At 46.1% G+C, this 12,010-nt stretch carries 9 protein-coding genes and 1 pseudogene; 5 read left to right on the forward strand and 5 right to left on the reverse strand.

The genetic code is table 11. The features are described 5' to 3' along the window. From ST42_RS04120 to ST42_RS04140, 5 genes and pseudogenes are all read right to left on the reverse strand, one after another. Positions 1-890: pseudogene (locus tag ST42_RS04120) on the reverse strand (YgiQ family radical SAM protein); the annotation flags it as partial. Beyond that, on the reverse strand, positions 890-1,210 hold the full coding sequence (locus ST42_RS04125; RefSeq protein WP_022315994.1) for a hypothetical protein: 321 nt from the start codon (positions 1,208-1,210) through the stop codon (positions 890-892). The gene ST42_RS04125 and the pseudogene ST42_RS04120, both read right to left, overlap by 1 nt. A 147-nt stretch (positions 1,211-1,357) precedes the next feature. Then, positions 1,358-4,078 carry a golvesin C-terminal-like domain-containing protein gene (locus ST42_RS04130; protein WP_052488227.1) on the reverse strand — a complete coding sequence of 907 codons (2,721 nt, stop codon included), beginning with the start codon at positions 4,076-4,078 and terminating at the stop codon, positions 1,358-1,360. Positions 4,079-4,157: 79 nt separating this feature from the next. Beyond that, the gene (locus ST42_RS04135) at positions 4,158-4,721 is read right to left on the reverse strand and encodes a 1-acyl-sn-glycerol-3-phosphate acyltransferase (RefSeq protein WP_044065841.1); all 564 of its coding nucleotides are present in this window, start codon (positions 4,719-4,721) and stop codon (positions 4,158-4,160) included. Between the two features lie 20 nt (positions 4,722-4,741). Further along, positions 4,742-5,014 (reverse strand): hypothetical protein, encoded by a 273-nt coding sequence (locus ST42_RS04140; protein ID WP_022315997.1) that lies wholly within the window; start codon positions 5,012-5,014, stop codon positions 4,742-4,744. A gap of 387 nt (positions 5,015-5,401) precedes the next feature. Here ST42_RS04140 and ST42_RS04150 point away from each other — a divergent pair, with 387 nt between their 5' ends. The 5 genes from ST42_RS04150 to ST42_RS04170 all read left to right on the forward strand — a co-directional run bounded on the left by ST42_RS04150 (position 5,402) and on the right by ST42_RS04170 (position 11,794). Continuing rightward, the gene (locus ST42_RS04150) at positions 5,402-7,051 is read left to right on the forward strand and encodes a diphosphate--fructose-6-phosphate 1-phosphotransferase (RefSeq protein ID WP_044072458.1); all 1,650 of its coding nucleotides are present in this window, start codon (positions 5,402-5,404) and stop codon (positions 7,049-7,051) included. Positions 7,052-7,162: 111 nt separating this feature from the next. Beyond that, a complete protein-coding gene (locus ST42_RS04155) occupies positions 7,163-8,038 on the forward strand; it encodes a glycoside hydrolase family 25 protein (RefSeq protein WP_082028572.1) in 876 nt (291 codons plus the stop codon). A gap of 592 nt (positions 8,039-8,630) precedes the next feature. Then, a complete protein-coding gene (locus tag ST42_RS04160) occupies positions 8,631-9,098 on the forward strand; it encodes a helix-turn-helix domain-containing protein (RefSeq protein ID WP_022316000.1) in 468 nt (155 codons plus the stop codon). 107 nt (positions 9,099-9,205) lie between these two features. After that, positions 9,206-11,161, forward strand: coding sequence for a dipeptidyl-peptidase 3 family protein (locus ST42_RS04165; RefSeq protein ID WP_044072461.1), 1,956 nt, complete (start codon positions 9,206-9,208; stop codon positions 11,159-11,161). A 21-nt stretch (positions 11,162-11,182) separates the two neighbouring features. Further along, positions 11,183-11,794, forward strand: coding sequence for a DNA alkylation repair protein (locus tag ST42_RS04170; protein WP_044072463.1), 612 nt, complete (start codon positions 11,183-11,185; stop codon positions 11,792-11,794). Positions 11,795-12,010 lie beyond the last annotated feature (216 nt).

Consider the following 12,010-nt stretch of genomic DNA (forward strand, 5'->3'; position numbering starts at 1 on the left):
AAAAAAAAATTAGGGTGTGGCAAACGAGTGTAAGGCAAGTCGAAGACCATGTCCAATTCCTTAGTGTCCATCGGTGGATAAGGAGGATTCACCACTACGTATTCTTTGCCCAATCCCTGTATGATGCGCTGTGCATGGATTTTGTTTGACTCTTCCTCTATGTGTCTGAAGTTCTCCGCTTCTGCCTTTTTGCTTTGCAGACATTCCTCGTGGGAGTGGATAACGATGTCCTTTTCTGTTATTCCTCCGCTTATTCCATCTTCTGGTGAAATGTAAACTGTCTGTGGAATGTCTTTAATCTCTTTGATTTCTTTGCCGTCAACGAGTTGCTTGGCTAGTTCCACGATGGGCTTCTCTCCCATACCATATATTATGATGTCTGCCCCGGCTTCTTTCAGAATGCAAGGCATGAGCTTGTCTTGCCAGTAGTCGTAATGGGTGAGTCTTCTCAGGGAAGCTTCTATGCCGCCTAGCACTATAGGCACGTCTGGGTAAATCTCTCTTAGGATTCTGCTGTATACGATGGTTGGATATTCCGGTCTGCAATCGTGTCTTCCGTCGGGGCTATATGCATCTTCCGACCTCAGTCTTTTGTTTGCCGTATATTTGTTCACCATTGAGTCCATGCAGCCAGGAGATATTCCGAAGAACAGTCTCGGCTTTCCAAGTTTCTTGAAGTCTCGGTAGTCGCCGTGCCAGTCGGGTTGTGGCACTATTGCCACCTTCAATCCGTTGGCCTCAAGCACTCTTCCTATTACTGCCGCTCCAAACGACGGATGGTCTACGTATGCGTCTGCAGAGAACAGAATGACGTCTAGTTCATCCCATCCCCTGAGCTCTACTTCCTTCTTTGTCGTTGGCAGCCAATCTGTTAGTCTCAGTTCTGCCATCAGTCCTCCATTTCGGTTTCACCGTTGTTTTTCTCGTCCCATTCTATATATAGGAGTACGAGTTGGTGTAGTCCGAAAGCTTTCATGTTCTTGTTGTAAATCACGTCGAGACACAGGTCTATCAACCCTTTGTCTGCTCCCATGTTCGACTCCAGCATCGACCTCATGTTGAGTTTGAGTTTGTCGAGTACGGTTTCGTCAATGAAGCCTGTGCTGTCGATGAGATTTCTTAATAATGAATATTTCTTTACTGTTGCCAGATGTTCGTCTGTCACGTTTATGCTTCTTGTTCCCGAAGCGTTAGCTTGAATCTTGTACATTTAATTTTGTTTTTATTTGTTTTCAAATTAATGGGTCAGACAAGTATTTCTCCTTCTGTCTGTCGATGGTCTGACAGGTGAATGAGGAGGTTTACTTGACCATTTGCCGGGTCAAATTAATTTGTTTATTTGTTCCCTCTTGTTTATTTATTCATTTAGAAATGTCAGGAATCCCCTCATTATCATTCTCCTTGCTTTTGCCGATGTTATGCATTCGAAAGGAAAACCCATTGCGAGAGTCCTGTTGGCGGTTCCCTTATATGCCACGCAGGCCGACTTGCCATTGGCGTAAGTAAGCGTGCAGAATGCTTGTGGAGTGGGTGTTACCACGTTTACTCTTGTTGCGGCGTAATGCCTGTCGTTGAGTGAATCATAAATGTCGAATGCTGTTCCCATTCCCGACACAGGCTGTCCGGTATCTTCTGCATAATCATCAATATGCAGCACGTTGCGCAGAAAAGTCTTTTCTCTGTCAGACTGCATGTCTGAGGCGATATAGGAACCACTTGCCAGTATGTTGCCACCTGCTGCGACATAGTCTTCAAGAACCTTCTGCATCAGATATGTGAACGTCTTGTAATCTTCTGTCGCCGTGGAGGTATATTTCTGGTTGCCCAATATAAGGTCTACGCATGCGTATTCTGAAAGATTCACCCTTCCGTTTTCAACAGCATGAGACGATGCGCTCACCACATTGTATTTCTTCATCGGAACCATTGCTTCGGCATGTTCAGCGGTATAGTCGAAGGTATTTCCCATTATGAAACGTCCTTCCAGTTCCGTACCGCTATATCCCAACCCATCAGGTCCTACAGTGGTATGACGCGACTTGTCGAAGTTTATCTGTTGTCCGCTCCATCCCACTGTCATTCCCATTTGCATACCAGGGTCAGATGCCAGGTCGAATCCCTGTTGCCATTCGTTTTTCACTATGGCAGGAGCCGCCAGTCTGTAGAATCCATTAACTATCAGTATGCTTTTAGTAGCTCCTGGGTGATAAACAGCTGTCAGAGTTTCTGAGGGGAAGCTTTCTCCTCCCTTGTTCGTCGCTGTAACCCTGAATCTATAAACGGCATCAGGCGATAGTTTTATTCGTATCTTCCTGCCTTGTACAAGCTCACCATTGTCAAATCCCCCTTGACTTCCAGCTGCGGTATATACAATATATCCTGTTGGCTTTGCTGATGGTTCCAGTGGGTCAGCTTGTGCATCCCAAGTCAGTTCCACCACTCCTTCGTCAACGAAACGAAGATAGGCGTTCTTGGGGGCGAGTGGTTGCACGATGTAGTCGTTGCGGTGTCTTTCAGCTGTAAATTTCAGTATCGTCTTGTATAAGCTTCTTGCTATCACAAACTTCACGTTAGGATCTTGTCCCATAATCATGTCCGGGAAACTCTGGTGCGACAGGGTCTCTATAATGGCCGACGGTACTTCTGGCAGTCTTGTTTCCGAATAGTTCCGGTCATAGAGATCCCTTTTGTTCCATTTGCCGAATAGCCGCTTCATGTCGTTGTCCAATCCGGAAAGCAGGTTCTGAGCAAGAGTCTTTGATGTTTGTCTAGATGAACCGTCAGCGAGAAGTCCGTCGTGAAATTGCGTTGTGCATATTGCCAGCGAACCGAATATAGACCTGAAGTCGGGGGCGTATCCGGCATCGCTGTGTACTGCAAGTGACATCTCAAGCGGCACTTCCTTTCCGTCCTTGTCAGGAACGAAGCAAGAACCTCCAGCAAGCCAGTTCGTCATTTTCGACCTGGTGTTTATATCGTCTTTATAATCGTCAGTTCCATTATATGAGTTGTATACGTTTTCAGGTGCTCCAGCCCATTGTGCATAGTATCTTGCGCCCTCCAGACACCTTGGCATTCCGCTTGTCTGGCCGTTGCGGTTTACCGTTCCCATACCGCCTCCGAAGCGTACGGCGTCCGCCGTTACTACTCCTTTGCAGCGGCTTGAATTAGAAAGTACTACACGGTTGTCAGAAGAGCACCCTTTCCCGAATTCGAATGTTCCGAGATAAACCCATGTTCCGCCTCCCATGCGTTGGTTCACGTTGAATACAGTCTTGACTCCTTTGTGGTAAACGGTGTATTCAGCATCGTCCACGCTGTTTTTGAGCGTGGGATAACTTACGTATACGGCATACCTTCCTTCGTTTTCTATTCGAGGTTGGTATGAAATCATACATGTAGGCATTTTGTCTGCCTTCGTTTTGCGGGTAGTTCCCCATGTGAAGGGATTTGTATTACCATATAATATAGTTTGCGCTACTCCAGCGAAACCCGGCGTTGCTGCATCAGTCCAACGTCCTTGTAGTGAGGTTTCGGTGTAGTAGGGCAGTTGTGGGTTGTCGTTGTCCACTATCACCTCACTTGGTTGCCAGTCTCTTTCCCTTGGAGAGAACACCGTTGCCCCGGCATTTTCGAGCATGGGAATAAGATAAGGCACTACGATTGTCTGTGTGAACAGATCCTCCGTCGTGGAGTATAGGTTTGGTCTTTGCCATTCCCATTTGTCTTTGTTCTTGTCGTAGTATCTTCCGTGACTTGCCCACACGGCAAAATGCTTGTTCAGCAGGCCTTTCGTTGGCTTCAGTGGCCACGACATATTTCTCACCCATTGTTCCCCGTCATATTCTTTACCTCGTTTTGCCGGTACAATGGGTGTGGTCTTGTTTTCTGTTGAGGCTTCCTGCTTATTCCTCTTATCTTTCTTCTTCTTTTTGCTTTTCTTTTCTTTTTTGCCCTTGCCGTCTTGTTTCACAGAAGCATAGGGGGTCTCCTTCCATTTTTTCTTTGAGGAGTCGCGGTGGCTTGCGCATGCACAAAGCATTGCTACTGCCGCCAATATGACAATCTTCTTTTTCATCTTTTTCCGGTGTGTTTCATTTTTCCGAGTCGATGATGGCCGGAACCACTGAGCAGTTGCAATAAGTTATTGCTCACTTCTATTCTTGAGCTGCGTCTCCTATGGAGAAATTTTCCGGTTTCTTTCCTTTGAAGTCCTTGAAATACAGCTTTATGTGCTTCATGTCTTTTTCCACATCGCCTGTAGGATGGAAACATTCCGTACATGTTATTTCCTTTTTCTCATAGTCCACGCCATAGAGCAGAATCGGCAGGTTGGCCTTCAGGGCTATAAAGTAGAAACCTTTTTTCCAGTCTTCCACTCTTTTTCTTGTGCCTTCCGGCGTGATGCATAGTCTGAACTCCTCTCTGTCCAATGCCGTATTTGCTAAGTTGTCCGTCAGGCTTGTGTGTTTCGACCTCCATACTGGAATTCCTCCCATATGTTTGAAAATCGGTCCAAGAGGCCAAAAAAACCACTCCTTTTTCATCAGGAAATTGATTTTTAGTCCTTCAGCCCTTTCGTAGAGTTGTCCAAAGAAGAAGTCCCAGTTGCTCGTATGCGGTGCCAGACATATAATAAATTTATCAGGGTGCTCTACTGTTACTGTCTTTTTCCATCCCAGTTTCTTGTAGAGCATCCATTTGCAAATTGTTCTTATCATGTGTTGCCTGTCCTCCTCTGTTAGTTCAGATTGGCAATCTGATCGACTATCTCGCTAATTTGCGAGTTGAAATTCTTGGTTAGGTCAGCGAAGTATTTCTTAGGTTCCATTCCTGGCTCCGGGTGCGAGATGCGGCATACGAAATCGTTGTGGATAGTCAGAATGGAGTGGAGCAATGCGTCGGAATTCTCTTTCGAGCATTTGGCGCTGTATATTGAACTTGCCACGCACTCGGCGAAAAGCTCGCTGCATATATAATTGATGTTTTTCTTCAAATCACGTTTACTTGCCATAATATTGTTGAAATTTTAGATTAAACAAATACGTTTTATAATCAGCGACAAATATAGCCTTTTTTCTTTGATGTAAAACAATAAATGCAATAAAAAATGTTTTAATGATGATTAAATGTGATTTTTCTTCTTTATTCAGAATAAAAATCTTACATTTGCACGAAGAAAGCAGGCAGGGTGCTGATCCCGTATGTCTGCGGACGAACGTCATTAGGTGTTAGACATATATTAATGTTCAGTGGAGCAAAGCGTAAAGAGCAATATGGCTTGGGAATAGTAAACATTCCCGATGTAGGTTGTAGCGCTTTCTTTTCATGATGCTCAGCGTCGCTTGCGGCGCAATCACTATCAGACTGACAACAACAAACAATTTAAAGTATTTTTTTTATGGAGAAAAGTGTTTTCCAGCAAGTCAGAGATGCCTTCACGCCGGTTCTGCCGGTTGGCTTGCGGACATCAGTAGGTATTAAGGAAGGTGAGGCAACGACAAGCGTTGCTGATCAGGAAGTGATAAAGAAAATGTTCCCCAACACATACGGAATGCCTGTCGTGGAGTTCGTAGAAGGCGAGGAGCGAGGCACGGATCCTATCAACGTGGGTGTAATCCTGAGTGGTGGACAGGCTCCTGGCGGTCACAACGTAATAACCGGACTCTTCGATACCATCAAGAAAATCAATCCACATAGCAGACTTTTCGGATTCCTGCTCGGACCGGGCGGACTGGTAGATCACAAGTATATTGAAATTACTGAGACCTACATCAATGACTTCCGTAACACGGGCGGTTTTGATATGATTGGCTCCGGAAGAACCAAGCTCGAAAAGGAAGACCAATTTGAAAAAGGATACGAAATACTGAAATACCTCAACATCAAGGCGCTTGTCATCATTGGAGGCGACGATTCCAACACCAATGCATGCGTGTTGGCAGAGTACTACAAGATGAAGAACTATCCTGTTCAGGTGATAGGATGTCCGAAAACCATCGACGGCGACCTTAAATGTGAGCAGATAGAGGCGTCTTTCGGTTTTGACACGGCAACGAAAGTTTATTCAGAACTTATCGGAAACATTGAGCGCGATTGCAACTCGAGCCGTAAATACTGGCACTTCGTGAAGCTCATGGGGCGTTCTGCTTCGCATATTGCTTTGGAGTGTGCCTTGCAATGCCATCCTAACCTGTGCCTGATATCAGAAGAGGTGGAGGCAAAGGATCTGAGCCTCAACGATATCGTTGAAGACATCTGCCGTATGGTGAAATATCGTTCTGACCGTGGCATGAACTATGGAGTCGTGCTTATTCCTGAGGGACTTATTGAGTTCATTCCGGCAATCGGCAGACTCATTGACGAACTAAATGATCTGCTCGCCCTTCATGGCAAGGATTACAAGGACCTCTCGCCTATGGAGCAGAAGCAATATATTTTAGAACATCTATCTGAAGAGAACCTCAAAACGTTTGAAACGCTACCCGATGACGTGGCACGACAACTCTCGCTAGATCGCGACCCACACGGCAACGTTCAGGTTTCGCTTATCGAGACAGAACGTCTGCTTTCGAGAATGGTGGATGCAAAGCTGCAGGCCTGGAAAAAAGAAGGGAAGTTTAATGGAAGCTTCAACTCAATCCATCATTTCTTCGGTTATGAGGGACGTTGCGCTGCGCCATCCAATTTCGACGCAAACTATTGCTATGCTCTTGGAGCAAGTGCAGCCCATCTCATCGCCAACGGCAAGACTGGCTATATGGCAGTGGTGCGCAATACTACAGCCAAACCAGCAGATTGGAAAGCGGGTGGAGTGCCTATCACGTCGCTCTTTAACGTGGAACGACGCAATGGCAAGATGAAGCCTGTTATACGCAAGGCGCTTGTTGACCTCAACGGCAGGCCGTTCAAGGAACTGGTTGAACACCGCGATGAGTGGTCGAAGGAGACATCGTTCGTATATCCCGGACCTGTGCAGTATTGGGGACCTTCTGAGCTCTGTGACCGCACTACCAAGACTCTCGCATTAGAGAGAGGAGGAAAAGCGTAGGGAAGATTCCTGAATATGATAATCCAGACCTCAAACCTTTCTACACTTCCTTTTATGGGGGTAAGGCCGGTTTGAGGTTTGGATGTTTATATATCTATAATAAATTAAACCATGACAACCAACAGAAGAAGAACCGTAAAGCCAACAGGGCGACGCTCCTCAACGAAGCATCGCCCCGTAACAAAGCGACGCTCTGAACACAAGCTTGGAGGGTTGTTTAGGCTACTCTTCGGTACGCGTGCAAGGTTGGCATGGTGGACGGGAGGAATACTTATAGCTGTGGCGTATGTTTGGGCATTCTATTATTTCTTCGTTGGTCCATTCGGATTCAGATGGCGAGCTCTCTATGGTGATGCAAACTATCCGGGCGGCTATGAAATCAGAGGCATCGACATCAGCCACTATCAGGGAGATATAGATTGGGATCAGCTGCAGAATGCCATGATAGAGAAATGTCCCATCCGTTTCATTGTCATGAAGGCTACCGAGGGCTCAAGCAAGATAGATCCCTCATTCAAGTACAACTTCAAACAAGCTCTGGAATATGGCTATATCCGAGGAGCTTATCATTTTTGGAGCAACCATTCTTCGGCTCGTCAGCAGGCTTATTTCTTTCTCAACAACGTACCTCTCGAGTCGGGAGATCTCCCGCCAGTGCTCGATGTTGAGCACAAGCCGAAAGACAAGAGCGTGGAGGATTTCCAGCAGGACATTCTCACATGGCTTCATATCGTGGAAGACAGGTATCATGTAAAGCCGATAATCTATACATATTATAAATTCAAGAAGCAGTATCTCGACACTCCCGTCTTCGACGACTATCCTTACTGGATTGCTCATTACTATGTGGACAAAATAGAATACCAGGGCGAATGGAAGTTCTGGCAGCATACCGATGCCGGCAAACTTCCAGGCATCAAGGGCTACGTTGACTTCAACATTTACAATGGGTCATTCTATGATTTGAAAAGGCTCTGCATAGATTAATGTCACTTTGGGCTGTTGAGGCAATCTTTGAGAATCCTTTAATTCTTTGCCTTGTTTCCTGTTTCTATTCCCCTTGTTTGTGTTGCGTAAACCTATTATTCTTCTGATACAAGAAGGCGGTTTATGTTTGTCAAAACGTTGCTTTTTTGCTTGCTGAAAAGCTTTTAATGTTTTGTTTGTCTGCTTTATCGAAGATGATATAGGTCTTGGAATGAATGACTTTCAGAAGAAATAGTAAATCAAGACAAAAGCCAAAGCCTAAGAATTCTAATGACATGTCAACTTAAAAAAAACAAAAAGCTCAACAAAATCTTTTTGTTTGTAAATAATTTGCATTATCTTTGCATAAAATAAGCTTCGGCTCGGGATAAGAAATGAATGGATTCATTTCATTCTGTTCCCTCATTTCCGGGATGCGTCGTATCAACAGATAAATTCAATCAAGGGTCCAAGCCTTTTGCTTACAGGCAAACATGGCACATGAGACGATAGTCTGCGTATCGAACGTAAGACATAATGCACGTGAAACATAATACTAAGGTATATAAATTGTAGCAGGAAAGACCGTAATGGTCCAAAACATTTAATAGGTATGGCAAAATATAATATTAGAGAAAAGAAAACAAAAGAGGTGACTTATCTTAATCTTGTGAATCCTGAGCTGATGGAAACACTGGAAAACAGAATCATCGACTATATAGGAAACAAGAAGATGTATAAGGAGAAGGCATATTCAGCAAAGCGCCTGGCTTATGACATCGGTACTAACACTAGATATGTGTCTGCTGTGCTCAATGTTAGATTCGGCATGAACTACACCTCGTTCGTAAACCGCTACCGCGTTTCCGAGGCTATGCAGATACTCAAGGACGACCGGTATCGTGGGATGACGATGGAGGATGTAAGCAGCATGGTGGGATTCGCAAACCGGCAATCGTTCTACGCTGCCTTCTACCGCTTCGAAGGCATCACTCCAAGACAGTATAAGCTGTCGTCTGAACCGAAGCCTGAGAAAATGAAGGTGCCTGAGCCGATAGAGCAGGACACACAGGAGCAGTAACTGGAACATGGTTGCGTGAGATGCAGTCGCAGTAGCGACAATAGCAGTAGACAGCCAAGGCTCTGGCAGCATTGGGAAAGATTTCCCATAACCACCAAAAGGAAGAAATGGAAAACTATAAATACACAGACGTCAGGTTCGCAGACATACAGATACTACGATACAGACTTGAAGGCTTCGGACGATTGTCATTGCAGCAGAAGAAACTTATATATTGTCTTTCTGAGGCAACGCTATGGGGACGCGACATCACCTTCGACCAGTTCGGATTCCACAATCTCAAGATCAGAAAGGTCCTTGAAGCAATCTATAGCGGGTTCAAGGGCGACAGAAATCAAGAAGAGTACAGGTCGTTTGAAGAGTACCTCAGAAGGGTATGGTTCTCAAATGGAATTCATCATCATTATGGATGCGAGAAGTTTGAACCTCGTTTCTCAGAAGAATTCTTCGAAACGCAGGTGAGGGCATTGCCTGCCAGCCAATTGCCGCTAGACGACGGGCAGACCGTTGATGGGCTCATTGAAGAGCTGCGCCGCCCAATATTCGACCCACACTATATGCCTAAACGCGTGTGTACAGAAGACGGCGTAGACATTGTGAAAGAGTCGGCATGCAATTTCTACCAGGGGCTGACACAGGAAGAAGTGGAAGAATACTATCGTGACCAGGCAAAAGATGACGGACCGGAACCGGTGTCGCACGGTCTCAACTCTACGCTTGTGAAAGGCACCGACGGACAAATCAGAGAAGACGTGTGGAGCGCTCAAGGGAAATATGCTCCGGCCATCAGTCATATAATATACTGGCTCAAGAAAGCCCAACAGCTGGCGCTCAACGAATCACAGGCGCAATACATCTCGACACTTGTGAAATATTATGAGACAGGCGACTTGAATACTTTCAACCGCTACTGCATAGAATGGGTAGGAGAGCATGAATCCGACGTTGATTTCGTAAACGGGTTCATCGAAGTGTATGGCGACCCTCTAGGACTGAAAGGCTCGTGGGAGGGCATAGTGGAATACCAAGACCAGGAGGCGACACGGCGCACCAAGACTATAAGCGATGAGGCTCAGTGGTTTGAAGACCATTCGCCCGTAGACCTCCGCTTCAAGAAAGAGAAAGTGAAGGGAGTGACGGCACACGTGGTGAGGGCCGCAATGCTCGGCGGTGACGAATATCCGTCAACGGCAATCGGCATAAACCTTCCGAACGCCGACTGGATAAGGGCTGCACACGGCAGCAAGAGCGTCACGATAAGCAATCTTATCGACGCATACAATAAGGCTGCACACGGTAACGGATTCAAAGAAGAATTCATACAAGACAAGGAGATGGTGGAATTGATAGACAAATGGGGTGACCAATGCGACAATCTGCACACCGATCTGCACGAATGTCTGGGACACGGAAGCGGGAAACTGCTTGACGGAGTGTCGCCGGACGCACTCAAATCATATGGCAGCACGATAGAGGAGGCGAGGGCGGACCTTTTCGGTCTGTATTTCATAGCGGATCCAAAGCTGCTGCAGCTCGGACTCCTGGACAACAGCGAGGCATATCATGCAGCATATTATTCTTATATGCTCAACGGACTCATGACTCAGCTCGTGAGAATTGCGCCAGGCAACAAGATTGAGGAGGCACACATGCGCAACAGGGCTCTAATAGCCAGGTGGTGTTATGAGAAGGGAAAGAAGAACAGTGTGGCCGAGTTATATACCGACAACGGGAAGACTTACTTGCGCATAAACGACTACGAGGCTCTCCGCCGACTGTTTGCCCAACTCCTTGCTGAGATACAACGCGTGAAAAGCGAGGGAGACCTCGAGGCGGCAAGACTGCTCGTGGAGACTTATGGCGTGAATGTGGACGAGAAACTCCACAAAGAAGTACTCGACAGATATGCCAGGCTTGACCTTGCGCCATATAAGGGCTTTCTGAATCCGAAGCTCACGCCTGTTACGGACGACAGAGGGGATGTAAAGGATATTCTTGTTGACTATTCTGAGGACTACGACCAGCAGATGATGAGATACGGCAAGGAATATGGAGCTTTGTAGAATTATGAAACCATACAAGACATGGAACAGAAACAAGTACAGGATACCATAAAACTTATTAAACGAGGCTTCTCGCTGCAGATGAATGGTGTGGCGTCGGCATCGATGAGAGAGAAAGGCATCGGGGGATACCTGAATTGGGGAATCCAGCTGCCAGCGCTCCGCAACATAGCACAACAGTACGGCAAGGATTATGACCTGGCCGCTGCCCTGTGGAAAGAAAACGTCAGAGAGTGTAAGATCCTAGCCACGTTGATAATGCCAGCCGAAAGGATGAGTTCAGACCTCGTTGACCTTTGGATGGAGCAGACTACGACTCAAGAGATGGCAGAATACGCCACATTCAACCTGTTTCAATATACGGACAGCGCGTCGCTCCATGCCTTTGCGTGGATAGCTTCAGACAAGACTCTGGAGCAGATTTGCGGTTTCAACCTGCTCTCGTGTCTCTTCAGAAAAGGAGCAGAACCAGATGATAGAGACATCAATGAATTTTTAGACCAGGCAATAGCGGCCCTCGCCGACAATTCCATGGCTGTGAGACATGCCGCAAACAACAGTCTCGTGGCTTTTGCAGATATGGGGGAGTTGCAGGAAAAAATAGTAGAGGCGGCAATGAGAAAGTGCATGTAGAAGTGCACTTTTTTTCGTGTAGTACACGTAAATATAAAATAAAGTTGTATTTTTGTACGCAGAAACGGTTCATGCACGTTTTTTAAAAGTGCTGACCGTGGCAAAGAACAGGAAATAACAGAAGGCGAAGGTTGACCGTCGGCATGTCGTCCGTCAACGTCATGAAGTTTTGTTGTCACCAATTCATTAGATTTGTTTTGGTCCAAAGAATTCCGT

This window comes from Prevotella pectinovora (assembly GCF_000834015.1).
Lineage (GTDB): Bacteria > Bacteroidota > Bacteroidia > Bacteroidales > Bacteroidaceae > Prevotella > Prevotella pectinovora.

Bases quoted from the DNA above. Each gene is read 5' to 3' on its own strand.
- ST42_RS04125 (WP_022315994.1), bottom strand. From the start codon at position 1,210: ATGTACAAGATTCAAGCTAACGCTTCGGGAACAAGAAGCATAAACGTG.
- ST42_RS04130 (WP_052488227.1), bottom strand. From the start codon at position 4,078: ATGAAAAAGAAGATTGTCATATTGGCGGCAGTAGCAATGCTTTGTGCA.
- ST42_RS04135 (WP_044065841.1), bottom strand. From the start codon at position 4,721: ATGATAAGAACAATTTGCAAATGGATGCTCTACAAGAAACTGGGATGG.
- ST42_RS04140 (WP_022315997.1), bottom strand. From the start codon at position 5,014: ATGGCAAGTAAACGTGATTTGAAGAAAAACATCAATTATATATGCAGC.
- ST42_RS04150 (WP_044072458.1), top strand. From the start codon at position 5,402: ATGGAGAAAAGTGTTTTCCAGCAAGTCAGAGATGCCTTCACGCCGGTT.
- ST42_RS04155 (WP_082028572.1), top strand. From the start codon at position 7,163: ATGACAACCAACAGAAGAAGAACCGTAAAGCCAACAGGGCGACGCTCC.
- ST42_RS04160 (WP_022316000.1), top strand. From the start codon at position 8,631: ATGGCAAAATATAATATTAGAGAAAAGAAAACAAAAGAGGTGACTTAT.
- ST42_RS04165 (WP_044072461.1), top strand. From the start codon at position 9,206: ATGGAAAACTATAAATACACAGACGTCAGGTTCGCAGACATACAGATA.
- ST42_RS04170 (WP_044072463.1), top strand. From the start codon at position 11,183: ATGGAACAGAAACAAGTACAGGATACCATAAAACTTATTAAACGAGGC.